Source organism: Bacillus sp. 275 (assembly GCF_001999205.1).
GTDB classification, from domain to species: Bacteria; Bacillota; Bacilli; order Bacillales; family Bacillaceae; genus Bacillus; species Bacillus velezensis.
On the sequence record NZ_CP019626.1, the window covers coordinates 2,324,392 to 2,350,313 of the forward strand.

Annotated in this window: 27 protein-coding genes; 24 read left to right on the forward strand and 3 right to left on the reverse strand. The window is 49.8% G+C overall.

The features are described from left to right. Positions 1–26: 26 nt before the first annotated feature. Complete coding sequence (locus tag BZ167_RS11160; RefSeq protein WP_061860994.1) at positions 27–839, reverse strand: bifunctional hydroxymethylpyrimidine kinase/phosphomethylpyrimidine kinase; 813 nt, start codon at positions 837–839, stop codon at positions 27–29. A gap of 149 nt (positions 840–988) precedes the next feature. Here BZ167_RS11160 and BZ167_RS11165 point away from each other — a divergent pair, with 149 nt between their 5' ends. The 8 genes from BZ167_RS11165 to BZ167_RS11200 all read left to right on the forward strand — a co-directional run bounded on the left by BZ167_RS11165 (position 989) and on the right by BZ167_RS11200 (position 6,372). Continuing rightward, positions 989–1,327, forward strand: a complete 339-nt coding sequence (locus BZ167_RS11165; RefSeq protein ID WP_003150960.1) for a PadR family transcriptional regulator — start codon at positions 989–991, stop codon at positions 1,325–1,327. Continuing rightward, positions 1,320–1,955, forward strand: a complete 636-nt coding sequence (locus tag BZ167_RS11170) for a permease prefix domain 1-containing protein (protein WP_042635590.1) — start codon at positions 1,320–1,322, stop codon at positions 1,953–1,955. Before BZ167_RS11165 ends, BZ167_RS11170 begins: the two co-directional genes overlap by 8 nt. 44 nt (positions 1,956–1,999) lie before the next feature. Then, complete coding sequence (locus BZ167_RS11175; protein WP_077392081.1) at positions 2,000–2,527, forward strand: hypothetical protein; 528 nt, start codon at positions 2,000–2,002, stop codon at positions 2,525–2,527. 84 nt (positions 2,528–2,611) lie between these two features. Then, positions 2,612–3,418 carry a glycosyltransferase family 2 protein gene (locus BZ167_RS11180; RefSeq protein ID WP_061890963.1) on the forward strand — a complete coding sequence of 269 codons (807 nt, stop codon included), beginning with the start codon at positions 2,612–2,614 and terminating at the stop codon, positions 3,416–3,418. 14 nt (positions 3,419–3,432) lie between these two features. Further along, positions 3,433–4,116, forward strand: a complete 684-nt coding sequence (locus tag BZ167_RS11185; RefSeq protein WP_012118732.1) for a uracil-DNA glycosylase — start codon at positions 3,433–3,435, stop codon at positions 4,114–4,116. A 60-nt stretch (positions 4,117–4,176) separates the two neighbouring features. Beyond that, positions 4,177–4,599, forward strand: a complete 423-nt coding sequence (locus BZ167_RS11190; RefSeq protein ID WP_015387535.1) for a YwdI family protein — start codon at positions 4,177–4,179, stop codon at positions 4,597–4,599. Between the two features lie 18 nt (positions 4,600–4,617). Then, entirely contained in the window at positions 4,618–5,937 is a 1,320-nt protein-coding gene (locus BZ167_RS11195; protein WP_007407695.1) for a purine/pyrimidine permease, read from the forward strand. A gap of 63 nt (positions 5,938–6,000) precedes the next feature. Next, positions 6,001–6,372: a DUF423 domain-containing protein gene (locus tag BZ167_RS11200; protein WP_015418474.1), complete on the forward strand. Its 372-nt coding sequence runs from the start codon at positions 6,001–6,003 to the stop codon at positions 6,370–6,372. A 46-nt stretch (positions 6,373–6,418) separates the two neighbouring features. Here the strand turns inward: BZ167_RS11200 and gerQ are convergent, their stop codons facing one another. After that, positions 6,419–6,964, reverse strand: coding sequence for a spore coat protein GerQ (gene gerQ, locus BZ167_RS11205; protein WP_007614539.1), 546 nt, complete (start codon positions 6,962–6,964; stop codon positions 6,419–6,421). A 280-nt stretch (positions 6,965–7,244) separates the two neighbouring features. On the opposite strand from gerQ, the gene BZ167_RS11210 reads away from it, so the two are divergent. The 16 genes from BZ167_RS11210 (at position 7,245) to BZ167_RS11285 (ending at position 24,497) form a co-directional block, all read left to right on the forward strand. Then, positions 7,245–8,015: a glycosyltransferase family 2 protein gene (locus tag BZ167_RS11210; RefSeq protein WP_003150972.1), complete on the forward strand. Its 771-nt coding sequence runs from the start codon at positions 7,245–7,247 to the stop codon at positions 8,013–8,015. A gap of 4 nt (positions 8,016–8,019) precedes the next feature. Then, the gene (locus BZ167_RS11215; protein ID WP_031378587.1) at positions 8,020–9,444 is read left to right on the forward strand and encodes a capsular polysaccharide export protein, LipB/KpsS family; all 1,425 of its coding nucleotides are present in this window, start codon (positions 8,020–8,022) and stop codon (positions 9,442–9,444) included. 22 nt (positions 9,445–9,466) lie between these two features. Further along, entirely contained in the window at positions 9,467–10,636 is a 1,170-nt protein-coding gene (locus BZ167_RS11220; RefSeq protein ID WP_077392082.1) for a DegT/DnrJ/EryC1/StrS family aminotransferase, read from the forward strand. Further along, positions 10,637–11,500: a GNAT family N-acetyltransferase gene (locus BZ167_RS11225; RefSeq protein ID WP_015418470.1), complete on the forward strand. Its 864-nt coding sequence runs from the start codon at positions 10,637–10,639 to the stop codon at positions 11,498–11,500. After that, on the forward strand, positions 11,500–12,621 hold the full coding sequence (locus BZ167_RS11230; RefSeq protein WP_077392083.1) for an N-acetylneuraminate synthase family protein: 1,122 nt from the start codon (positions 11,500–11,502) through the stop codon (positions 12,619–12,621). The genes BZ167_RS11225 and BZ167_RS11230 overlap by 1 nt, the downstream gene beginning before the upstream one ends. Then, positions 12,614–13,354, forward strand: a complete 741-nt coding sequence (locus tag BZ167_RS11235) for a cytidylyltransferase domain-containing protein (RefSeq protein WP_033574363.1) — start codon at positions 12,614–12,616, stop codon at positions 13,352–13,354. The genes BZ167_RS11230 and BZ167_RS11235 overlap by 8 nt, the downstream gene beginning before the upstream one ends. A 1-nt stretch (position 13,355) precedes the next feature. After that, positions 13,356–14,360, forward strand: coding sequence for a PseG/SpsG family protein (locus BZ167_RS11240; RefSeq protein WP_015418467.1), 1,005 nt, complete (start codon positions 13,356–13,358; stop codon positions 14,358–14,360). Positions 14,361–14,387: 27 nt separating this feature from the next. Continuing rightward, positions 14,388–15,125: a sugar phosphate nucleotidyltransferase gene (locus BZ167_RS11245; protein WP_012118722.1), complete on the forward strand. Its 738-nt coding sequence runs from the start codon at positions 14,388–14,390 to the stop codon at positions 15,123–15,125. Between the two features lie 2 nt (positions 15,126–15,127). Next, positions 15,128–16,075 carry a dTDP-glucose 4,6-dehydratase gene (gene rfbB / locus BZ167_RS11250; protein ID WP_007407684.1) on the forward strand — a complete coding sequence of 316 codons (948 nt, stop codon included), beginning with the start codon at positions 15,128–15,130 and terminating at the stop codon, positions 16,073–16,075. Positions 16,076–16,095: 20 nt separating this feature from the next. Next, the gene (gene rfbD, locus BZ167_RS11255; RefSeq protein WP_015418465.1) at positions 16,096–16,944 is read left to right on the forward strand and encodes a dTDP-4-dehydrorhamnose reductase; all 849 of its coding nucleotides are present in this window, start codon (positions 16,096–16,098) and stop codon (positions 16,942–16,944) included. Continuing rightward, a complete protein-coding gene (locus tag BZ167_RS11260; protein WP_003150986.1) occupies positions 16,941–17,396 on the forward strand; it encodes a dTDP-4-dehydrorhamnose 3,5-epimerase family protein in 456 nt (151 codons plus the stop codon). Before rfbD ends, BZ167_RS11260 begins: the two co-directional genes overlap by 4 nt. A gap of 215 nt (positions 17,397–17,611) precedes the next feature. Then, positions 17,612–18,073 (forward strand): biofilm surface layer hydrophobin BslB, encoded by a 462-nt coding sequence (gene bslB, locus BZ167_RS11265; RefSeq protein WP_022537147.1) that lies wholly within the window; start codon positions 17,612–17,614, stop codon positions 18,071–18,073. A gap of 185 nt (positions 18,074–18,258) precedes the next feature. Beyond that, positions 18,259–19,545, forward strand: coding sequence for a Glu/Leu/Phe/Val family dehydrogenase (locus tag BZ167_RS11270; RefSeq protein ID WP_003150991.1), 1,287 nt, complete (start codon positions 18,259–18,261; stop codon positions 19,543–19,545). Positions 19,546–19,752: 207 nt separating this feature from the next. Then, positions 19,753–21,300 carry an L-glutamate gamma-semialdehyde dehydrogenase gene (pruA, locus tag BZ167_RS11275; RefSeq protein WP_015418463.1) on the forward strand — a complete coding sequence of 516 codons (1,548 nt, stop codon included), beginning with the start codon at positions 19,753–19,755 and terminating at the stop codon, positions 21,298–21,300. 71 nt (positions 21,301–21,371) lie between these two features. Then, positions 21,372–23,054, forward strand: coding sequence for a M20 family metallopeptidase (locus tag BZ167_RS11280; RefSeq protein WP_015418462.1), 1,683 nt, complete (start codon positions 21,372–21,374; stop codon positions 23,052–23,054). A gap of 24 nt (positions 23,055–23,078) precedes the next feature. Then, a complete protein-coding gene (locus BZ167_RS11285; RefSeq protein WP_015418461.1) occupies positions 23,079–24,497 on the forward strand; it encodes an amino acid permease in 1,419 nt (472 codons plus the stop codon). Between the two features lie 32 nt (positions 24,498–24,529). Here the strand turns inward: BZ167_RS11285 and BZ167_RS11290 are convergent, their stop codons facing one another. Continuing rightward, positions 24,530–25,732: a multidrug effflux MFS transporter gene (locus BZ167_RS11290; RefSeq protein WP_015418460.1), complete on the reverse strand. Its 1,203-nt coding sequence runs from the start codon at positions 25,730–25,732 to the stop codon at positions 24,530–24,532. Between the last annotated feature and the right edge of the window lie 190 nt (positions 25,733–25,922).

Consider the following 25,922-nt stretch of genomic DNA (forward strand, 5'->3'; position numbering starts at 1 on the left):
CTCGGGTAATGAGGGGGATATTTATTTTATTTTCCGCTAAGACGCATCGCCGAATGTTTAGTCGGTCCGATGTATTGGTTCAGCGGGAAGGATTCTTTGATTGCCGCGGTGATAAATTCTTTTGCCGCGTAGATGGCTTCCTTCACTTCAGCGCCTTTGGCCAGTTCTGCCGTCACGGCGGCGGAGAATGTGCATCCGGCTCCGTGCGTGTAAGGTGTATCAATCATTTCGCTTTCTAATACTTCCGCGGTTTCTCCGTCATACAGCACGTCGATCGCTTTTTCATGTTTCAATTTGCCTCCGCCTGTAATCAATACATATTTCGCGCCGAGTTCGTGAATTTTCTTGGCCGCTTCTTTCATGTCTTCCACCGTTTTTAATTCATCCATACCGCTCAGCTGGCTTGCTTCAAACAGGTTTGGCGTGATGACGGTTGCCAGAGGCGCCAATTGGGTGCGAAGCGCTTCGGCATGCTCCGGATACAGCACTTCGTTCGCTCCTTTGCAGACCATGACAGGATCGATAACGACATTCTTCAGCTGTTTTTCTTTAATCGTTTTCGCCGCAAGCTCTATGATCTCCACGGTAGGGAGCATTCCCGTTTTCATGGCGTCTACGCCGATTCCGTCAACAATCGTTGCCAGCTGTGCGCGAATCGTATCGGTATCGATCGGAAATACTTGATGATCCCAGCTGTTCTCCGGGTCCATCGCTACGATCACGGTCAAAGCCGTCATTCCGTATACGTTTTTTTCTTGAAATGTTTTTAAATCGGCCTGAATTCCCGCGCCGCCGCTGGAATCAGAACCGGCAATAGTAAGTGCTTTGTGCATTGACATATCAATGGCCTCCATCAGTGTTTTATATCTCATTATAGTTAGATTTTCTCCCGATCACAATACGGAAGGCTTAGAGGAATGATTTGACAGCCGCGGGGGATGTGCGTACAATACCTACATAAGATTACTAGGTAAGGGTGAGAAAATAAATGCTCAACAGGGAGCTTGTAAAGGGGAGCACGGTCATTCTGGTGCTGACTCTGCTGAATGAACGGCCCATGTACGGGTATGAACTTGTGAAAGAAATGGAGAAAAGAAGCGGGAATGAACTGCAAATGAAGGAAGGCACGCTGTACCCATCGCTTCATAAGCTTGAACGCCAAAGCTATATTTCTTCTTACTGGGAAAAGCAGACCAAAGGGCCGGACCGAAAATATTACCGGATCACCGATGAAGGAAAAAACATTCTAGCCGAACGGACGAAGGAATGGAATCTGTTCTCTGCTCTGATGGACCGGATGCTGAAGCGGGGCGGGCAGAATGGATAAAGACCTTTATGTGCAGGAAATCAGAAAAGGGCTGGAAGGCAAGTCCGGAAGCCGTGAATTATTAAAAGAAATCGAAAGCCATATTCATCATGCCATTTGTGATCATCTGGAAAAAGGCAAAACCGAAAGCGAAGCGATGGCGCTTATTCTGCGGGAAGTAGGGACTCCGTCTGAGATTATCTCTGCTTTTCAAAAAGCTTCGGCGGTGCCCGCGCGGACTTTTATGCTCTTTTATCTGTTCTGCAACTGCGGTCTTTTTGTGATGGGGGCGATGATTACGATGATGCACGCGTGGAGGATTCATCCCGCTGTTGACGCGCTGTGGAAAGGGATTTCCGTGTCAGTATGGCTGATTATGATCGGTTATGTGCTGTATTGGTTCCAAATCGGCTATCAAGCTGGAAAAGAGTTCGGGGCTGGCGGAAAAAAGCTTGCTGAGCGGACGGTATGGGCTTCAATGGTGCCGAATCTATGTTTTATGTTTGTCTTTTTGTTCAACCTGGTTCCGGCTGGGCTGTTTCCTTCGGCGGTCACACCGAGTTTTGCGGCAGTATGCGCCGTTGTGACGGTATGTTTTCCGTTTTGCGGAAAAATAGGTTTTTACGCAGGCAGGCAGAGACTTGCCTGATCTTTTTCACTATATACATAGGGAATCTATATAGGGGTGTTAAAATGAGATTAGGTTCGTGGATGTACGGCGCGTGCGCCCAAATAGCCGTAACCGTATTTGCCGTCTGCAGCTTGGTTCTTGCATTGCCCGTTGTGAGTCTTTTTATTATGGTTCTGAATGGGATGCAAGACGCTGTTTTTGTTGTTTTCAGTATTTTGCTTCTTCTATTATTTTATGCGCTGGGATGGATTTGGGCCGTTTCGTTTGCGCGTGAGTGGAAGGTGAAACTTTTCGAGCTGCAGATCAGTTCGCTCATTCCGCTGGCGGGTATATTATACTTGTACATTGACAGCGGGGTGAGTATACCGGAACTGATTCATGATTGGCATGAGGATGGATGTGCGCTTGTCCCGCCGGCTTTTGGCTGCTTGTGCACAAGCTATGCGATGGTGTTGGTGCCTGTTTATCAATCAAAACTTTGGAACGCCATGGAGGCGGGCAGACTTAATGCCAAGGCGGTATGCACTGTTTGGGGAGACCTTCTGATCATTCTCGTTTTGCTGGCGGGCATGACCTGGATTTGTTTCTGAATGGGCCGAAATCAAAAATCCCCCCTGATCTCTCCGCCGCTTTATGTTTTAATAGAACATGAGAAAAAGCAGAAGGAGCGGATCATGAATATATCAATTGTCATAGTCACGTATAATCGGATTCCGGCTTTGTGTGAGCTGCTGGAGTCGATTTCCATGCAGACCATAAAGCCTTATGAAGTGATCATTGTAAATGATGCCGGGGAATCGGCCGAACAAGCGAAGCAGCTGTACAGCGATCTGCCGATTCAGATTATTGATTTAGAACAGAATGTCGGACATGTGGAGGCGCGGAACGCAGGTGTGAAAAAAGCGTCGGGTGATTATATCATGCTGTGCGATGATGATGATTTCATTACGCCGGGCCATTTGGAAAGAATGGCGGCTGCACTTGCTGATGCGGATTTTGTCCATTCTGACGCGGAAATTGTGTCATTTGAAGAACGGGGCGGCACGAGATACCCGGTGTCACGAAAGCCTTTCGCCTATACGGCGGATTATGCGGATATGCGGGTATTTTCCACGTACGTTCCGTCAGGCAGCATGTACAGGCGTTCTCTGCATGACACGTTAGGGTATTTTGATCCAGATGTCCATAATTATTGGGACTGGGACTTTTATTTGCGCGCCGCGAAACAGCACCGTGTGAAGCGTGTTCCTTGCGCGAGCGTCATATATGCGTTTTTTGAGGGAGGCGGCAATCAGTCCGCGGATCTCGGGGGCAAACGGAAGCGGTACTTAGACCGGTTAAGCGAAAAGCACGGGCTTGGGGAGCTCCCGACGAAAAACTTCGCGGTTCTTCTTGAAGAGCCGGACATGAAGAGGCGGGAGGCGCCGACTGATATTGTGTGGGACGGAAAGCCCGTCCATTCGAGACTGCACAGTTCATAAGGGGGACGGACAGTTTGAAACAGCTTTTAAAAGACAGCTGGTGGAATCAGCTGAAAGATGAATTTGACAAACCGTATTATCAAGAGCTGAGAGAAATGCTGAAACAAGAATACAGCAGCCAAACGATTTATCCTGACAGCCATGATATTTTTAACGCCTTGCATTATACGCCCTATGAGGATGTAAAAGCGGTCATTCTCGGACAGGATCCATATCACGGGCCAGGACAGGCGCACGGGCTTAGTTTTTCCGTTCAGCCCGGGGTCAGACAGCCGCCGTCTTTGAAAAATATTTTCATAGAGCTTCAGGACGATATCGGCTGCTCCGTACCGAACCACGGATCGCTCGTCAGCTGGGCGAAGCAGGGAGTGCTTTTGTTAAACACAGTGCTTACGGTTCGCCGCGGTCAGGCCAATTCCCACAAAGGCAAGGGATGGGAGCGGCTCACTGACCGCATCATTGATGTGGTGAATGAAAGAGAGAAGCCGATTGTCTTTATCCTGTGGGGGCGTCACGCGCAGATGAAAAAAGAGCGCATTGACACATCGAAACACATTATTATTGAATCGACTCATCCGAGCCCGTTTTCGGCAAGGAACGGTTTTTTCGGGAGCAGACCGTTTTCCCGTACAAACGCCGCCCTTGAAAAAATGGGGGAGCAGCCGATCGATTGGTGCATCCCCGACCTGCCGCAATAAACGGTTTTTTTGAGGCGCTTCCGCCCGGCGGAAAGCGCCTTTTTTGGCGTTCAGGGCGGTATGCCGTCAGAAAAAATAACAAACTCAATTCTGCGATTCGCTCAGAAATTTGATAAAATGCAGGAAGAAGACAAATTACTGCTGGAGGATTTACTCATGAACATACATATCTCTGCTTTGATTCAGAAGATGGAAGAAGAACTGAGGCAGGCGAAAACGGCGACCCGCACCGAGGAGGTCAAAATGCACGCGGCCGCCATCCGCTCTCTGTGTGATGTCGTGCTCGGCACTCAGACGCACACCGCTCCGGCGCCTGTGCAGAATCCGATTCCGAAAGCGGCGCCGAAACCTTCCGCGTCTCCTTCGACAGACCCGCTGCTGCTTGAAAAAATGATGGGCAGCGCCGGGCTGAACCAATATCAGAAAAAAGCGAAAGACGAACGTGAGGAAGACGGAAACGGGGATTCCATTTTCGATTTTTAACAGGAGAGGTTGATTGACTTGAAACTGATACTCGGGGGTTTGCAATGGACGGCATTTATGATTGCGGCTGCGATTGTAGTTCCTGTCGCCATCGCACAATCATTTCACTTGAACCATGCCGATTCTGCCGCATTGATTCAGAGCACATTTTTTGTGCTTGGCGTCGCCGCGGTCATCCAATGTCTCCAGGGACATCGTCTGCCGATTAATGAAAGCCCGGCAGGCTTATGGTGGGGCGTATACACGATTTACGGCGGACTGACTGGCACGGTGTTCGCGACATTCGGCGAGACGCTGCGGGCGCTGCAGGGGGCGCTGTTATTAAGCGCTGTCTTTTTCTTTTTGTTCAGCCTTTTTAAAGTGATTGAACGGCTGGCCGTGCTGTTTACGCCGGTTGTGACCGGTGTGTATCTGCTGCTGTTGGTCATGCAGCTGAGTCAGCCGATTGTGAAAGGCCTTTTGGGCATCGGCTATTTAAAAAACAGCGTCGACGGCCTTGTATTCGGGCTCGCCATGGTTGTGACGGCGGCGATGTTCATCATGTCCCGATCGAATGTTACGTTCTTAAGACAGTATGCGATTCTCCTTTCGCTTGCCGGCGGATGGATCTTATTCGCCGTCTTCGGCGCTGCCAAACCGATTCAAATACCGGACCGCGTGATTCAGCTGCCGGCTCTTTTTCCGTTTGGAAAACCGGTGTTTGACAGCGGCCTGATTATTACATCACTCTTCATTACCGTGCTTTTGATTGTCAACATGCTCGCGAGCATCCGGGTTGTAGAAGCGGCGGTGAAAAAATTCGGCGGTACCGTCGGGAAGCGGCGTGAGCGTCCGGCTGGGTTTGCGGCTTCGATCAGCCACCTTTTGAGCGGACTGTCAGGGGGCATTGCGCCTGTGCCGATTTCAGGGGCGGCCGGTTTTATTGAGACGACGAAGCTTCCTTCGAAAAAGCCGTTTCTTTTGGGAAGTGTATTTGTCGTGATCATCAGTATGATCCCGCTATTTATGAATGCGTTTGCGAGTCTGCCCTCACCGGTCGGCTTTGCGGTAAACTTCGTCGTTTTCTCCACGATGGCCGGTCTCGCCTTTACGGAGTTTGACTCTTATGAGAAAGCGGAGCAAAAACGAATCCGCTCCATTATCGGTCTGGCGCTCCTGACGGGGGTCGGCGTAATGTTTGTGCCGGAGAGCGCGTTATCGGGGATGCATCCGATCCTGATTTCGCTCTTAAGCAACGGTCTTGTGCTCGGGACGCTGCTGGCGATAGCGATTGACCGAATCCAGCTTATCAAAAAGAAAAAATCCGACAATCTCGTGTCATCGGACGGCGGACGTTGAATTTTGCCGATGTTGGGTTATGATTGAATTGGAAACTTTAACGAAAAGGCGGGAGAAAAATAGATGAAAGTGTTTATTATTCTTGGTGCGATTAACGCTTTATTGGCCGTGGCGCTGGGCGCTTTCGGCGCGCATGGGCTTGAAGGGAAAATCCCCGATAAATATTTGCAGGTGTGGCACACAGGCGTGCAATATCATATGTATCACGCGCTCGGTCTTCTGGCTGTCGCGTTTTTGGCCGAAAAGCTTTCTGGCGCAGGCAGTGTTTCTGTTGCGGGCTGGCTGATGTTTGCGGGCATCGTTCTGTTTTCGGGAAGCCTGTACGTATTGAGCGTGACGCAGATTTCCGTTCTCGGCGCGATTACACCGCTCGGCGGCGTGGCGTTTATCATCTCTTGGATTATGATTATCGTCGCGGCCGTCAAATATTTATAAAGAAAAAAAGCCAATCCTCTGTCAAATGAGTGATTGGCTTTTTGATTTATCTCGGAGAATAAGAAGACATGGAGTACGGATAAGTATAAGCGATTTCCTCATCAAACGTGATGTAATCAAGGTAAATGGTCAGAAGCAGATAGCGGGTGCCCGTTTTCGGATCGCTGATGATGATATGGTCACGTCCCGCCGCCTGAATCACACCGCGGAAAATCTTTGAATTCCATTCTTTGCTGTTTTCAAATGTCATATAAATCGTCGCCGTTTTGCCCCGGTTCAACCGCAGAATATTTTCAATGTATGACTCTTCAATCGGCAGCATGCCGGGAACGTTTTGTGACGATGATGGACCTGACGGAATCTGAAAGCTGCCGCCGCCCTGCTGCTGCGGCTGGCCGGGGAACCCCCCGCCGAAGCTCTGCTGGCCTTGCTGCATCGGCATTGTCATTTGCTGCTGCATCGGCATCATTTGTGATCCTTGGCCCTGAGGCTGCGGATAAGGATTAGGCCCGAGCTGCGGCTGGTATCCTTGCATATCCATTCCCATCCCCATCCCCTGCATTTGCTGATATTGATTCTTTTTCGGTTTCATATTGTTCCTCCTTTGATGAAAACCTCTTGATGCTGAAACCTCCTGACAAGTATCAGACAGCCGACAGAGCGGCTGCTGTTTTTATCTATTCCACCATATGAGCCCAAAGAAAGATTTATGCGAAAAAAGAAAATACGCTCCAATGAGTCCGGACATCAGAGCCGGCTTTTTTTGTGCGCGCAATGCTGACTTTTCACATAATAGTCTGTATTCCTAGCGCATCTTCCGCATAAGGAACATATGATAGCGGTAGTTTCAGGTGCGAAAAGGGGGTGACGAGTTGCCTAAAGTGTCAGTGATCATGACGAGCTATAACAAAAGTGACTATGTGGCCCGCTCTATTAAAAGTATTCTGTCTCAGACGTTTACGGACTTTGAGCTGTTTATTATGGATGACAACTCAAATGAAGCGACATTGGCGGAAATACGTCCTTTTCTCACGGATGACCGCGTCCGGTTTTATCAAAGCGATGTATCGGGCGTCAAAGAAAGAACGGAAAAAACACGCTACGCCGCCTTGATTAATCAGGCAATAGAAATGGCGGAGGGCGAGTACGTGACGTATGCGACCGACGACAACACGTATGTGCCGGAACGGCTTGAGAAAATGGTGAAAGAGCTTGATGAAGACCCGGAAAAAGCCGTCGTGTATTCAAGTTCCAAAACCTATCATCTGAATCAGCGGAAAGAGACGGTGAAGGAGACGGCCAGGCCCGCCGAACGGATCGTGTGGAACGCGCCGTGCGCCATTGACCATTGTTCGGTCATGCACAGGTTTTCCGTGCTGGAACAGGTCAAATCGGCATTCGGTTCCTATTGGGATGAAAGCCCGGCGTTTTACCGGATCGGTGACGCCCGTTTCTTCTGGAGAGTGAATCATTTTTATCCGTTTTACCCGATTTCTGAGGAGCTTGATATCAATTATATTACCGATCAATCCATCCATTATCAGCTTTTCGCGGCGGAGAAAAACGAGTTTGTGAACAGCCTTCCGCAGCAGACCACGTGCCGGGAGCTGAGGGAATCATTAAAAAAGCTTGGAAAGGGGTGAGGGCTTGTCGGCATACTTAGCGAACTATTGGGTGCTGTACCGGCAGTATATTGACCTTTTTCAGTCACTTCGCTACAAAGACATCCCGCTCGCATTGATCAGTAATTTTTATCAATATATCAGTCCGGCGCTTCGGGAGAGCATGGAGCAGAACCCAGAGCTTTTCGGTCCGGCTGATCACCATATTCCTGAAGCCGGTATACAGCCATATTATGATCAAAAAAGGCAAAACATTAAGAAAACAGATGAGAAACCGGTAAACGGAAAAGTCATTCTGCATTTCGATCATCTTCGGTTCACCGAGGGAAACTACCGTCAGTTTGATCCGGCAAAAACAGCAGTACTGGCCAGATGGAGTCTGCCTGACCATTACGGGCTGCCCGTTATCTGCAAATTGGAGCTGACGGGAATGGGGCAAAAAGGGAACCCCGTCCCTTATATTGAAAAAGCCCATTCCATTCTGAAAGAGCTTCACAGCCATCCCGCTTTCGGAAACAGAGAATTTCAGGAACGTTTGTATAAAGACATCCCGTTATTTATTGAAGCGATTGACGCCATTGATATTTTGTTTACGGCCGAAAAGATTTCCGCCGTTGTAGTCGGCACGACGGAGGATATTTACAGCCGTGTGCTGGCGCTGATGTCCGCGAAAAAAAACGCCGTCAGCATCTGTCTGCAGCACGGAGCGCTCATGGGAGATGAAGCGTTTCTGCCCGTATTTACGGACTATCAGGCCGTATTCGGGGCTTATGAAGCGGAGTGGTATAAAGCAAAAGGCTGCAGGGATGAACAAATCATCATCACGGGGCATCCCCGTTTCGACGAGATTTTCTCAAGAGAGCCGATAGATCAAGACACGTTTTACCGCAAACTTTCTTTTCTCCCGTCACAGCGGACGGTGCTGATCGCCACGCAGCCGTTTTCTGATGAATTTTATACGGGAGTGCTTGAAGAGCTTGCCGGCCAAAAGAACATGCAGCTCATTATTAAACCGCATCCGTGGGAAATCGGCAAAAACAAGCTGGATGCTTACAATCAGGTGCTGCGGAAATATAAAGCAGGCAAAATCATCAAAAAAGAGATGGAGCTGTATGATATTCTCCCGTATGTTGACGCTGCGGTGACACAGACATCAACGGTCGGTCTTGAAGCGATGCTGTTTCAAAAGCCCGTGCTGATCGGAAAATCAGCGGGAACCCGCCGATACCCTTATTATCACTCACTTGGAGAATTTGTCTTTGAGGACCCGCAGGCACTTGCTCAGGAATTAATCCGGATATGCGAAAGCCCCGCAGAATATCAAAAAGCGGAACAGGCGCGCCGTGCTTTTGTCGCCGCGAACTACCCGGTTCAGGATTCGCTTGCCGCTTTATGCCAAGTGCTTCAGGAAAAAACCGGAGTCAGCTTCAGACGGGTTGACCCTTCATAAAAAAGATAGGAGCGCAAAGAAAATGGTGCAAAAAAGATCAGCTTTTCTTCCCTATTCATTGCCCATGATCGGGAAGGACGAAATTCAGGAGGTTATTGATACGCTTGAATCGGGCTGGCTTTCAAAGGGACCGAAAGTAGAGGCGTTTGAAAAAGCCTTTGCCGCCTGGACGGGGGCAAAGCACGCGATCGCGCTGAACTCATGTACCGCCGCTTTGTTTTTGGCCCTGAAAGCGAAAGGGATCGGTCCCGGCGACGAGGTCATCACGTCTGCCGTGACGTTCAGTTCAACGGCCAATACAATCGTGCACACAGGCGCCGTTCCGGTGTTTGTTGACATCGATCCGCTTACGCTGAACGCGGACCCTGAAAAAATTGAGGCGGCCGTCACCCCGCGGACAAAGGCGATTGTACCCGTTCATTTCGCCGGCCAGTCGTGTGATATGGATCAGATTCTGGCCATTGCCGAAAAGCATCAGTTATTTGTCTTAGAGGATGCCGCACATGCCGTGTATACCACGTATAAACAGAAAATGATCGGATCAATCGGCGATGCGACGGCATTCAGCTTCTACGCGACAAAAAACCTGGCAACCGGTGAAGGCGGCATGCTGACGACGGACGATGACGGGCTTGCCGATCAGATCAGGGTGCTCAGCCTTCACGGCATGAGCAAAGGCGCGTGGAACCGCTATTCTTCAAACGGAAGCTGGTACTACGAGGTCGAAACGCCCGGCTATAAAATGAATATGTTTGATCTTCAGGCAGCGCTTGGGCTTCATCAGCTGAAACGGATTGACAGCATGCAGCAAAGAAGAGCCGACATTGCGAGCCGCTACCAGGACGCCTTCAGACACATGAAAGGGCTGACCATCCCGCATGCCAGTGATGACGGGCGGCATGCATGGCATCTGTATGTTCTTCAAATAGAGGAGCAGGAGGCCGGGGTCAGCCGGAACGATCTGATTTCCGCTTTAAAAGACCAATATAATATCGGCACAAGTGTTCATTTTATTCCGGTTCCGTTCCATCCGTATTATCAAAAAACGTACGGGTATAAGGAAACTGACTTTCCGGCCGCGGCCGCGTATTATCACCGCACCGTGTCACTCCCTCTTTATCCGTCAATGACAGATGACGACGTTGAATACGTCATTGCAGCCGTTACGGATATCGTCAAAGGGGCTGATTAGGTGTACAGACTGAGGGAAAATCTTGCGCAGGACATGATTCATACCTTCCTGCATCAGAAGGGCATTCAGCCGGAAGCCTATGAATCGTCGCTCTGTTTATTGGAAGAAAACAGCCTTCAAGGCGTAATTTTATATGAAAACTCTTCGTGGGAAAGTCAATTGTTCCGAAAAAATATCATCAATGTGAAGCTTGCAGCCGCAAACAGCGCCGGACAGCTTAAAAGGCTGTTTCAGGAATTTTACGCGGCAAGGCGGGCGGCAGGCACTGATTTTATATTTATTAAAATACCGGCTGAAGATATCGGCGCGATGCAGGTCGTTCAGCAGCTTCCGAACGCTTATTTTGTAGGGAGTCTTCTCAAGCTCGTCAGTCCGGTGCGTGTATATAACAGCACGCCGCCATTTGAGATTACAGAAGCCGGACCCGGCGACACGGAAGCGATCAGCCGGCTGGCCCGCGACGCCTTTACAAAAAGCAGGTATTATCAAGATCCCCGCCTCAGCTATGAAAGTGCAAACCGCCTGTTTGAAGAGTGGGCGCGGAATAACGCGGAAGGCAGAGCTTCGTTACAATTCGCCGCCACATATAAGGGAGAGACCGTGGGCTTTATTCAGGGGCTGTCTAAAGGCGATGAATTCGTCCTTGATCTGATGGCGGTAAAGCCGGGCTTTGAAGGGAAAGGAGCGGGATTCCATTTAGCGGCGCACATTATTGAACAATCATTGCGCTTTCAGCATAAGACTGTATCAGCGGGAACGCAGCTCCACAATGTAAGAGCCATCCGCCTGTATGAAAGAATGGGATTTAAAGCGGATGCGTCCTATTACTACTATCATGTGTGGCCCGGGAAGGAGGCGGACTGATGGCATCATGCCAAATCGGAACGAAGTCAATCGGCGAAGGTTCGCCCGTATTCATCATCGCTGAAGCCGGAATTAATCATGACGGAAAACTGAGCCAGGCGTTTGAATTGATAGATGCGGCCAGTGAGGCCGGCGCGGACGCGGTCAAGTTCCAAATGTTTCAGGCTGACAAAATGTATCAGAAAGACCCCGGCTTGTACAAAACCGCTGCGGGAAAAGACGTCTCGATATTTTCTTTAGTGCAATCAATGGAAATGCCCGCTGAGTGGATCGAACCGCTGCTTGAATATTGTAAGAAAAAAGGCGTGCTGTTTTTAAGCACGGTATGTGACGAAGGCTCTGCCGACATACTGTATGCGACTTCCCCTTCAGCCTTTAAAATCGCCTCCTACGAGCTGAACCATCTGCCGTTATTGAAATATGTCGCGGGGCTGAAGACCCCGATTATTTTTTCCACCGCGGGCGCTGATATTTCAGATATTCAGGAGGCTTATCAAACCATTACCGGCGAGGGGAACACAGAAATTGCGATCATGCATTGTGTGGCGAAATATCCCGCGCCGCCTGAATACAGCAATCTGAGCGTCATTCCCATGCTTGCCGCCGCATTCCCGGATGCAGTGATCGGTTTCTCCGATCACAGCGCCCATCCGTATGATGTGCCGTGCGCGGCGGTCAGGCTCGGAGCGAAACTGATTGAAAAGCATTTTACGATCGATAAAAACCTGCCCGGTGCTGATCACTCCTTCGCCCTCAATCCGGATGAATTAAAACAAATGGTTGCGGCGATCCGCTCAGTTGAAGCGGAGTTGCGGCAGGGGCATCACGCTCCGGTGCCGGAAGTGCTGTCGGGAAGCTCCCATAAAACCACGACACCGATTGAAGGGGATATCAGAAGGTTCGCTTACAGAGGCATTTTTTCAACGGCGCCGATTCAAAAAGGCGAATGTTTTACGGCGGAAAACCTTGCCGTCCTTCGTCCCGGCCAAAAACCGCAGGGGCTTCACCCGAGATATTTTGAGCTTTTAACTGACGGCGCGCGTGCGGTCAGGGATATCCCCGCCGACACGGGCATCACTTGGGATGACCTTTTGACGAAAGGCAGCCCATATGATGACTGACATTTTGTTTATCATTCAGGCGCGGATGGGAAGCGGGCGTCTTCCCGGCAAAGTGCTGAAACCGATCGGCGGGTATACGATTCTCGATATGATTGTCAAAAGGGTTCGGCAAAGCGCGTATTATGATCAATCGCGGGATAATCTGATCGTCGCCTCGTCTGACAGCAAGACCGACGACATTTTGTCTGCGCACTGCATCAGCGAGCACTACCGTGTGCACCGCGGCAGCGAGCAGCGCGTGCTTGACCGGTTTGCACAAGTCATCGAACGAGTAAAACCGGACATCGCAGTCAGACTGACGGGGGATAACCCGTTTGTCGACCCATCGCTGCTTGATTTTCTGATTCAATCGCATTTAGATCAGCACGCGGACTACACGTATATCTGCGGTACACCGCTCGGCATCGGCGGCGAGGCGGTAAACGCGCGACTTTTAACGGAGATCAATGCCGACAAAACGCTGGCGGACAAATACCAGGAGCATGTCACGCTTTTAATAAGAGAATCTCCTGAGAGGTACCGGCTTCTCTTTCCTGAGCCCCCGCAGGAACTCCGGGCTCCTCACTTGCGGATGACCGTCGATACAGAAGAGGACTACAGGCTGGCCCGCGAGCTGTACGTAAAAGCGGGCTCGCGTCCTGATATTCCGGCAAGAGAATTGATCCATCTGCTGAATAGTGATCCGGAGCTCAGGGCCATTAATCAAATGATCCGGCAAAAAGAGGCTGATTAGCATGCGGGTTTTGATTTTCGCGGACGGGGGCCGTGACATCGGCATGGGGCACGCGGTGCGGATGAAGCTGCTTGCCGGTGCCATTAAGAACAATTGCTCAATAACGTTCTGCACAAATAAAGAGGCTTCTTCTTATCTGTCTTCTGATCAATGGGAAGTGATCATCAAGCCTGACAAGGGACAGAAGGAATTTATTGTCCGGGAAATAAACAGGCAGGCTCCTGACCTTCTCATTTTCGATCTGCTCGATATGCCGTGTGACTGGTTAGAGGAAGTCAAAAAGCATTCATCGGCACGCATCGTCTTATTTGAAGAAAAACGGGAACATGTCATTCATTTATGCGATGCCGTTATAAACGGCATTTACGGAGGGCTGAAAAGCCGGACGGTCCAAAAGGGCAGCGCCGCGGTATATGAAGGCCCGGATTATATGATTCTTCATCCGGGTTTTGAAAAAGCCAAACAGCTTTATCAGCTGAATAAAGAATGCCGGACCATATTGGTTTCATTAGGAGGAAGCGACCCGAAGAAGCTTGTCTTTAAAGTGATGGAAGCATGCCGCCGCATCCCCGACATTCAGCGAAAACGAGTGATCATCGTCATGGGCGGCGCCGCGCCTCATGCTGACGACGTGCGCGCGCATCTTACACAAATGCCTTATGCCGAGCTGGTAAGGCAGACAAATGACATGGCTGCGCTTCTTTCGAGGGCTGATATGGCCGTCGTGTCCGGCGGGATCACTTTATATGAAACCATTTGTACAGGTGTGCCCTGCATCGTACTTTCTCAAGTGGAGCATCAAACTGAGACGGCGGAAAAATTCGCCGCACGGGGGGCCGCCGTTCATCTCGGCCTTGGTGAATGCATATCAGCGGACGTTCTCGCACGGCATATGTCTGACATGGCCGCTGATTATCCGATGCGGACCGGACTTCATCAAAACGGAAAGCCGCTGGTTGACGGCAGGGGCATCAAACGGGCGGCGGCGATTCTTTATGATTTGTGATAAAACCACACGTAAGGAAGTGTTCATGTGAAAGGTGTTATCTTAGCCGGAGGCACCGGCTCACGCCTTATGCCGCTGACAAAAGCGGTCAATAAGCATTTACTCCCTGTCGGTCCATATCCGATGATTTACTGGTCGGTCATGAAGCTGGAAGAAGCGGGGATTACAGATATCTTGCTGATTACGCAAAAAGAATATATTCCGCAATTTCATAAACTTCTCGAAACCGGAGAAGAGCTCGGCGTCTCAATCACATATCAGGTTCAGCCAGCCGCATCCGGCATATCCGACGGTTTATCATACGCAAAGCGGTTTACCGGGCGCGATCCTTTCGTTCTGCTTTTGGGAGATAATATTTTTGAAGATTCATTAAAACCTTATACGGAGCGTTTCGCAAAGCAGGGAAAAGGAGCGAAAGTGCTGCTGAAAGAAGTGGACGATCCGGAGCGCTTCGGCATCGCCGAGATTGATGAGAAAAACAAACGGATCAAGTCGATCATTGAAAAGCCGGAGCAGCCGCCGACCAGACTATGCGTCACAGGGATCTACATGTACGACGCAGAAGTGTTTTCCTATATTGAACAAATTTCCCCTTCAAAACGCGGCGAACTGGAAATTACGGATGTCAATAATTTATACATTGAACACAGTGAGCTGACGTATGATGTGTTAACGGGCTGGTGGGTGGATGCGGGCACGCATGAATCGCTCTACCTCGCCGGAAGCCTGGCGCATCAGGCATTACAGAAAGGACAGGAGCATTAATCATGCCAAAATCATATTTAATTACAGGGGGCGCCGGATTTATCGGCCTTACCTTTACAAAGATGATGCTGAAAGAAACGGACGCGCAGATTACCGTCCTGGATAATCTCACGTATGCAAGCAGGCCGCTTGAAATAGAAGCCTTAAAAAAGAACGGCCGTTTCCGTTTTATCAAAGGTGACATTTCTGAAAAAGAGGACATTGACAAAGTCTTTTCCCAAATGTATGACGCTGTCATTCATTTTGCGGCTGAATCCCATGTGGACAGAAGCATAAATCAGGCAGAGCCGTTCATCACAACAAATGTGATGGGCACATACCGACTGGCGGACGCGGTGTTACAGGGAAAAGCCGGCAGGCTGATTCACATTTCCACAGATGAGGTGTACGGAGATTTGGCGCCGGATGATCCAGCTTTTACGGAGACGACGCCGCTTTCTCCGAACAATCCGTATTCGGCCAGCAAGGCAAGCTCAGACCTGCTCGTCATGTCTTACGTGAGAACCCATAAGCTTCCTGCCATCATTACAAGATGCAGCAACAATTACGGGCCGTACCAGCATCACGAGAAAATGATTCCGACCATTATCAGGCATGCCGTAAACGGCACGCCGGTTCCGCTGTACGGCGACGGGATGCAGATCAGAGACTGGCTGTTTGCCGAAGATCATTGCCGCGCCATTAAGCTCGTGCTGGAAAAAGGAACACTCGGTGACATTTACAATATCGGCGGAGGAAATGAACGGACGAATAAAGAGCTTGCGTCATTTATCATGAAGGAGCTCGGTGTCGAGGAACGGTTTGCTCATGTCGAAGACAGAAAAGGGCATGACCGCCGTTACGCCATCAATGCTTCAAAGCTGAAAAATGAGCTGGGATGGCGGCAGGACGTCACATTTGAAGAAGGAATGAGAAGAACCATTCGCTGGTATACAGACAGCCAAGACTAATCGGAAAGAAGGGGATCCGATTGACGAAGGTATTAGTAACCGGAGCGGCCGGCCAGCTGGGGCGGGAGTTATGCCGCCAGCTGAAGCGGGAAGGGTATGAAGTGATCGCCTTGACAAAAGCGATGATGAACATATCCGACCAGCGTTCGGTGCGGCACTCGTTCAGCCATTACAAGCCGGATATCGTCGTCAATACGGCGGCATACACCTCCGTTGACAAATGTGAAACGGAGCTCGACAAAGCGTATTTAATAAACGGAATCGGCGCTTATTATGCCGCGCTTGAGGCTGAAAACACCGGTGCGAAATTCATTCACATCAGCACCGATTACGTCTTCAGCGGCAAAGGAACACGGCCATACCAGACCGATGATCCCGCAGATCCGGGCACGATTTACGGAAAAAGCAAAAAACTCGGCGAAGAACTGATCCGGTTAACGGGGAAAAACCACACCATTATCAGAACATCGTGGGTGTACGGCAGCGGCGGACACAACTTTGTCAATACGATGCTGAAACTTGCGGATACACATGATCAGGTGCGTGTCGTTAACGATCAAGTCGGGGCGCCGACGTACACAAAGGATTTAGCCGAAACGGTGATCGGTCTGTTTGACAGGCCGCCGGGCTTATACCACGCCGCAAACAGCGGAGTGTGCAGCTGGTATGAATTTGCCAAGGCTATTTTTGAAGAAAGCGGCAGAACCGCCGCCGTGCTGCCCGTCACGACGGAGGAATACGGAAATGAGACGCCGCGCCCCGCTTACTCGGTGTTGAGTCTTGAGTCGATTGAACGGCAGGGGCTCGGCATGAGGCATTGGCGGGAAGCGCTTCATGATTATTTACAAAGGGAGGGACAGTGCAAGTGATCGAAGGCGTAAAAATCAAAAAGCTGATCAAACACAGCGATGACCGGGGTTTTTTCTCAGAACTCGTCCGTGACGATGAACATCTCTTAGAGCGTTTCGGGCAGGCTTCCTGGTCCAAAAGCTATCCCGGCGTCATTAAAGCGTTTCACTATCATGAGAAACAGGATGACCTATGGTTTTTTCCGACGGGCCACGCCCAGGTCGTGCTGCATGACCTTCGCGAAGAGTCTGCAACCAAGGGAGAAACGGATGTCTACTACATGGGAGAAGACAATCCGATGCTCCTTCTCATTCCCAAAGGCGTCGCACACGGGTACAGAGTGCTGGGTGAAACCCCGCTGACCATTATTTATTTCACGACAATGTCCTACAATCCGGATCAGCCTGACGAAAAAAGAATCCCGTGGAATGATGACACCATCGGATTTGACTGGCAGACGGCTCACCGATAGCGCACAAGACGAAGACAGCGGATGTCTTCGTTTTTTGTGCTGATTCATCTCGTGAAAAATAAATGATAGAATATTCCAAAAAATAATTTACTTCCATGGATAAAGGTGGTAGATTATTCTCAGGAAAAGAGAAACCCAATTCGCGAATGGAACCATCAGACACGCTTTTCCGGCAGAGGACGCTCTGAATCCCATATGATCTGGAGGAATTCATGATGTTAAAAAGAAAATCATTTTCGGCCTTTCTCATCAGTGCTGCAGTATTTTCATCTGTGTTCTTGCCATCTTTTCATGCGAACGCCCAATCTGCCGTTATTGAAGCGAAAACCGTCAATAGTACGAAAGAATACGCGACGTCTGATATTGAAGTCACATACAAGCCGAATGCGCTGCTTGCCGTCGGCGCCGTTGAATTTCAATTTCCTGACGGGTTCAACGCCACTGTGAGGGACTCTGTAAACGGAAGAACACTGAAAGAAACGCAAATTCTCAACTACGGAAAAACGGTCAGACTTCCGCTTACCCTTGACTTATTGGGCGCGTCTGAATACAATCTCGTCCTGGTGCGTAAAAACCTTCCGCGCGCGGGCGCGTATACAATTAAAGGCGATTACGTAAACGGTTTGGGGGCCGGCAGTCTTTATGCCGAAACAAAGCTGGTTATTGACCCGCGTTAATCCAGGATGAAAGAGGCTGACAACAGCCTCTTTTTTTTATACACAAAAACCTGGCATGAATCTTGCATATAAAAAGGGCGTAACGACAATGTGAAAGGGATTGATGGGTTTTGGTGTAAAAGCGCTTACATTTTGTTCTGCCGGTAATTGAAGCTTACACGTAAAATACGATGAGGTGATAAAACATGTCAGCCAACCCGCTTTCTAAAAGCAATCAGAAAGATGAAGAAAAAGAAGTTCTTAATTTGTTCTTGTCAACACAATCGATCATAAAAGAAGCCCTGCGCAAACTGGGCTATCCTGACAATATGTATGAACTGATGAAAGAGCCGATGCGGCTTTTAACCGTCCGCATCCCTGTCAAAATGGACAATGGCTCAGTACAGGTTTTCACGGGCTACCGCTCACAGCATAATGACGCAGTCGGCCCGACAAAAGGGGGCGTGCGGTTTCATCCGGAAGTCAGTGAAGAAGAGGTTAAGGCGCTTTCCATCTGGATGACTTTAAAATGCGGCATCACAAATCTTCCTTACGGGGGCGGAAAAGGCGGCATCATCTGTGATCCGCGGACGATGTCATTCGGAGAGCTGGAACGGCTGAGCCGCGGATATGTGCGTGCGATCAGCCAGATCGTCGGTCCGACAAAGGATATTCCGGCTCCCGACGTATATACCAACTCGCAGATTATGGCATGGATGATGGACGAATACAGCCGCCTGAGAGAATTTGATTCACCGGGATTCATTACGGGCAAACCGATCGTTCTCGGCGGTTCACAGGGGCGGGAGACGGCGACCGCGCAAGGCGTCACGATTTGTATTGAGGAAGCCGTTAAGAAAAAAGGGATTCCATTGGAAAATGCGCGGATCATCATTCAGGGGTTCGGAAATGCGGGGAGCTTTCTCGCTAAATTTATGCATGACGCCGGCGCCAAGGTGATCGGCATCTCAGACGCCCACGGCGCTTTGTATGACCCTGACGGCCTTGACATTGATTACCTGCTGGATAAGCGGGACAGCTTCGGCACGGTGACGAATCTCTTCTCGGATGTCATAACGAACAGGGAGCTGCTGGAAAAGGACTGTGATATTCTCGTGCCCGCCGCAATCTCCAATCAGATTACGGCTGAAAACGCCCATCACATTAAAGCCTCAATCATTGTGGAGGCGGCAAACGGCCCGACAACGATAGATGCCACGAAAATTCTGAATGAAAGAGGCGTGCTTCTCGTGCCGGATATTTTGGCAAGCGCCGGCGGCGTGACGGTGTCTTATTTTGAATGGGTGCAAAATAATCAAGGCTTTTACTGGTCTGAGGAGGAAGTCGCCGGAAAACTGCGCAGCGTCATGGTGAATTCGTTTGAATCCATTTATCAGACAGCGCATACCCATAAAGTCGATATGCGTTTAGCCGCCTATATGACGGGCATCAGAAAGTCGGCTGAAGCGGCCCGGTTCCGCGGCTGGGTATAAGTGTTATCCGCAAAGAGATTTTGCATCAGTTATATAGCGGATCGCAAAATTTCTTTGCGTTTTCAGATTACAGCTGACAGATTCGGACAAGCTTCGTCCGCTTTCGGCAAAAATTTTCTTGTTTTTATCACAAATTGCTATGCTGGTATGCTTCTTGCATCTTCATAAAGCGTGAGCACACATTACAAAATACGGGGAGGAATTCTAATGACAGTTTCATACGCACACGAACCATTTACAAATTTTCAGGAAGAGACAAATAAACAATCGTTTCAGGAAGCGCTGGCTTATGTGAATTCACAGCTCGGCAAGCATTATCCGCTTATCATCAACGGTGAAGCGATTGAAACGGATAAAAAGATCATTTCCGTCAATCCGGCAGATAAAAAAGAAGTGATCGGTTCTGTATCGGCCGCCGGAAAAGAACTTGCGGAAAAGGCCATGCAGGCTGCGCTGCAGGCATTTCAAACATGGAAAAAAGTACGGCCGGAACACCGCGCGAATGTGCTGTTTAAAGCGGCGGCGATCATCCGCAGAAGAAAGCACGAATTCTCCGCGTATCTAGTGAAAGAAGCGGGAAAACCGTGGAAGGAAGCGGATGCTGATACGGCGGAAGCGATCGACTTTTTAGAGTATTATGCCCGTCAGATGCTGAAACTGAAAGACGGTTCCCCTGTAAAGAGCCGTGACGGAGAATATAATCAGTATCACTATGAGCCGCTTGGGGTGGGAATCGTCATTTCTCCATTCAACTTCCCGCTTGCGATCATGGCGGGAACGGCGGCGGCAGCCATCGTAACAGGCAACACGATACTGCTGAAACCGGCGGATGCGGCGCCTGTCGTGGCGGCGAAATTCGTTGAAGTGATGAAAGAAGCGGGCCTGCCGGACGGCGTGCTCCAATTCATACCGGGCGACGGAGGAGAAATCGGCGACTATCTGGTTGAGCATCCGAAGACGAGATTTGTGTCGTTTACAGGTTCCCGCGCGGTCGGATGCCGTATTTATGAACGCGCCGCAAAAGTACAGCCGGGCCAAAAGTGGCTGAAACGGGTCATTGCCGAAATGGGAGGGAAAGATACGGTGCTTGTAGACAGAGATGCTGATCTTGATCTTGCCGCTTCCTCAATCGTGTATTCCGCCTTCGGATTCTCAGGCCAAAAATGTTCAGCCGGTTCCCGTGCGGTCATCCATCAGGACGTCTATGATGAAGTGGTTGAAAAAGCCGTCGCTTTAACAAAATCACTCACCGTCGGAAGTCCGGAAGATTTTGATACATACATGGGGCCAGTCATCCACGAAGCATCTTATAATAAAGTCATGAGTTATATCGAAATCGGCAAAACAGAAGGAAAACTCCTGACGGGAGGCGAAGGTGATGATTCAAAAGGATACTTTATTCAGCCGACCATTTTTGCGGATGTTGATGAAAACGCCCGCCTGATGAAGGAGGAAATTTTCGGGCCGGTCGTCGCGATCTCAAAAGCCCGTGATTTCGACCATATGCTTGAGATTGCCAATAATACCGATTACGGACTGACGGGCGCTCTGTTATCAAAAACCCGCGCGCACATTGAACGCGCCCGCGAAGATTTTCACGTCGGAAATCTATACTTCAACCGCGGCTGTACGGGAGCGATTGTCGGATACCAGCCGTTCGGGGGCTTCAATATGTCAGGAACCGATTCAAAAGCAGGAGGACCTGACTATCTGATTCTTCATATGCAGGCAAAAACAACGTCTGAAGCCTATTAATCTTTCGGAAATAGCGCGATGAAAAAGAGAGTCGCGCTATTTTCTCTATATGAGGGTAAGGAGGATGGAATATGTATCAGCAGCTCAGCAAAATGCTTCCGGAGGAGAAAATAGAAGCCATTACGAAATCACTGGTGGCGTTAAACAGCATCAACGGCACATTGGGAGAAGGAAAAAAAGCCGACTATATCAAAGATATGATCAAGAGCTTTCCCTACTTTCAGGAGAATCCGTCACATGTGTGGGAGCAGGCGATTCCTGAGGACCCTTACGGCCGCAAAAATATTTTCGCATTTATTGAGGGAAACGGCGAAAGCCTGAATACGGTCATTTATCACGCTCATCTTGATACGGTCGGCATCGAGGATTTCGGCCCTTTAAAAGATATCGCTTTTGATTCCGACCGTCTCGCGGAGTATTTCTCAAACTATGAATTTGATCGGGATGTGCAGCGGGACGCCCGCTCAGGCGAGTGGATGTTCGGAAGGGGTTCGGTTGATATGCAGAGCGGTATTGCCGTTCATCTCGCCAATCTGCTTCACTTTTCTGAACGGCGCGATCAGCTGCCGGGCCATATTCTGTTCATGGCAAACCCGGATGAAGAAAGCCAGCATTCCGGCATTTTAACCAGCATTTCTGAATTAAAACGGCTGAAACAAGAAAAGCAGCTTCGTTATTTAGCAGCGATTAATAACGATTTTATCACCCCGCTGTATGAGGGTGACACGACAAGGTACATCTACACGGGCGCGGCAGGAAAGCTTTTGCCTTGCTTTGCGATTTACGGGCGGGAGGTGCATGTCGGTGATACGCTGTCCGGCATCGATCCGAATTTGATCGCGTCAGAAATCACCAGAAGAATTCACAACAATATTCATATGGCGGAAAACATTGAAGGGGAGCTTGTGCTTCCGCCGACCTGCCTGTACCAGCGTGACAACAAGGAAGCGTATAACGTGCAGACCGCCGTCAGCAGCTATGTCTATTTTAATTATTTTATTTACGAGAAAACCGCCAAAGAAGTCATGGATCAGCTGACCGCCGTGGCTGACGAAGCCTGCAAAGAGACAGAACAAAAATTATCTGATTATTACGACGAATACTGTGAGAGAACGAGCCTGCCGAAAAAAGAGATGTCATGGAACGTTCAAGTGTACAGTCTGGAAGATTACCTGAAAAGGCTGAGAAATCGCGGGATAGACCCGGCGCAGTGTATCGGGCAGGCATTTCAAACATATGAACATCTTGAACTGCGGATGAGATGCTTTAAAGCCGTCGAGGAACTGCAAAAACTCGATCCTGAGCAGGGAGCCAAGGTCATTATTTTCTATGCGCCGCCTTACCTTCCGCACAATTATCTGAAAGAAGAGAGCACACGGGACCGGCTTTTGCAGCATGTCATTCAAGAAGCGGTCGATAAAACAGCGGCGTCAACCGGAGAAACATTCGCCTTTAAAAAGTTTTTCCCTTATTTAGCGGACGGAAGCTTTTTATCGCTGCATGAAACAGACGAGGAGGTCTCCGCCTTTACCGATAATTTTCCGGGCTGGGATGTCATCGGGACGATTCCTTTTAAAGAAATCAGGGAATTGAATATTCCGTCGGTCAATATAGGGGTATACGGAAAGGACGGCCATAAATGGACGGAACGCGTGTACAAGCCGTACACATTCCATGTGCTGCCGGAACTCATTCAGCAGACGACAATGCACCTTTTGCACAGCTACCGATTAGACATACGCACAAATGGCTGACATAACGGAATAAGGGGGATGTATATGCAGGGAGATACCAATCAAACTGAATTGCAGCGCACGATGAAGGGCCGGCATTTGTTTATGATCGCCCTCGGCGGCGTGATCGGGACGGGGCTTTTTCTGGGCTCCGGTTTTACGATCAGTGAAGCGGGACCGATCGGCGCGATATTGGCTTATGTGATCGGCGGATTTTTAATGTATCTGGTAATGCTTTGTTTGGGGGAGCTCGCGGTCGCCATGCCGGTCGCAGGATCATTTCAGGCGTATGCGGCAAAGTTTCTTGGGCCGTCGACGGGTTTTACGATCGGATGGATGTACGCATTCAGCTGGGCCAATACAGTGGGGCTTGAACTGACGTCGGCGGGGATTTTAATGCAGCGGTGGTTTCCGGCCGTTCCGATTTGGGTGTGGTGCCTTGTATTCGGCGTCGTCATTTTTTCCATTAACGCGCTGTCTGCGCGGAGTTTTGCGGAAATGGAATTTTGGTTTTCCAGCATTAAGGTCATGGCCATTGTATTGTTTATTATTCTCGGCTGCGCTGCGGTTTTCGGCTTTGTCGGTTTTAACGGCGGGCAGACGGCTCCGTATCTGTCAAACTTTACGACGGACAAAGGGCTTTTCCCGAACGGCGCCCAAGCCGTGCTGTTTACCCTTGTCATGGTGAATTTTTCATTCCAGGGCACCGAGCTGGTCGGAATCGCCTCGGGAGAAAGCGAAAATCCGGAAAAGACGCTTCCCCGCTCAATCCGAAACGTCATATGGCGGACGCTGTTTTTCTTCGTGCTGGCGATGTTTGTTCTCGTGTCCATTTTGCCGTACCAAACGGCAGGCGTCATCGAAAGCCCGTTTGTGGCTGTGCTGGATAAAATCGGCGTTCCCTATGCGGCTGATATCATGAACTTTGTCATTCTGACCGCCATGCTGTCGGTGGCGAATTCCGGGCTGTACGCTTCGTCCAGAATGATGTGGTCCCTATCAAAAACTAAGATGGGTCCCGCTTCCTTAACGAAACTGACGAAAAAAGGCGTGCCTCTGAAAGCTCTTTCCATCACCATCGCTATCTCCGGTTTATCCCTGCTGACAAGTGTATTCGCGGCTGAAACGGTGTATGTGTGGCTCATTTCCATCTCCGGTATGATTACCGTCGTCGCGTGGATGTCAATCTGCGCTTCACAATTCGTTTTCAGGAGACGCTTTCTCGCTGAAGGAGGAAATCTCGAAGACCTGGCATTTAAAACACCTCTTTATCCGATCGTGCCGATTCTCGGATTTTCGGTTTACGGTCTTATCTTAATCAGTCTCATCTTTATCCCCGACCAGCGTATCGGTCTGTACTGCGGCGTCCCGCTGATGATCATCTGTTACGCGTATTATCACTTCGGTATTAAAAAACGCCTGAATCGTGAGCCGGCTTCTTCGAAAAAAGGCGCTGCCGGATAAGAAAAAAAGCCCTCCGCAAAAAGCGGCGGGCTTTACTTTGTTTTTCGTTTGGCCGACAGCACATAGGATAGAACGGCAAAGAACTGAAAACCGAAAATGCTGACGGCCATCGGCCAGGCATTTTCTTCTCCGGCAATACCGACCAGGGGAGCGGCAGCCGCACCGCCGATAAAGGGCAGGAGTCCGAGAAGAGCCGCAGCGATTCCCGCGCCTTTCTCCTGTTTCTGCATAGCCAGAGAAAACCCCGTCGTCGTGACGATCCCGACAGAAGAAACAATGATGAATAAAGAAATGCAGACCGCCGTCAGGCCTAAACCAAACGCAAGTGATAAAAGCAAAGCGATGCTTCCGATGACGGCGATCAACAGCCCGGAGACAAACAGCTTCCGTTCATCATGTGTTTTGGCCATCCGTCCGGTGATTTGGGTGGCGCATATGATTCCCGCACCGTTTACGGCGAACAGCAGGCTGAACATTTGCGCCGATACGCCGTAGATGTTTTGCAGTACAAACGGCGACCCGGCAATATATGCGAACATGCCGGTCATCACAAATGCCTGGCTGAGCGCAAATCCCATAAACATCCGGTCGCCAAGCAGGCCGCGAAACGTCATCAGCGTCTCCCGGAGTCCGCCGCTTGTCCGCTTTTCCGGCGGGAGTGATTCAGGCAACGCCGTAAGCACGGCGGCAGTAATGATACAGCCGATCACCGCCAGCACGACAAATACGATTTTCCAGCCGGCAAACTGAAGGATAAATCCCCCTGTAATCGGCGCTAAAATCGGTGCCGCCCCATTGACGAGCATCAGTAATGAGAAAAAAGCCGTCAATTCTTTTCCGGAATACATATCGCGTGCGGACGCCCGTGCGATGACGATTCCGGCCGCCCCGGTGAATCCTTGAATAAACCTCATGACAATTAAAAACGAAACAGAAGGGCTGAAGGCGCATAATAAAGAAGACAGCGTATAAAGCAGCAATGACAGAATGAGCGGCTTCCGGCGCCCGATCATATCACTGAGCGGCCCGACAACGATCTGCCCGACCGCCAGCCCCAAAAGACAAAACGTCAGGCTCAGCTGTGCAAGTGACGCTGTCGTATGAAGATCGGCCGCCACTTCAGGCAAAGCGGGCAGATACATATCGAGCGAAAGCGGCCCGAATGAAGCGAGCGTTCCGAGAATCAGTACCATGCCGAGGCCTGCGCGGGCGGCCTTTGAATCAGCGTTATTCATTCCATGACCCCCACCTTAACAAATGATTCTATCACTATAGCATAACCGGACGGCGTATTTTATATCATTTATTGAATACAAACTAAATATTTTATTTAAAATCTGAATGTAAATAAAAAATAAGAATTAGTTTTCATGTGAAATGTAAAATGAAACATAAGGATGCTAAACTATAAAACAACAAAAGGTA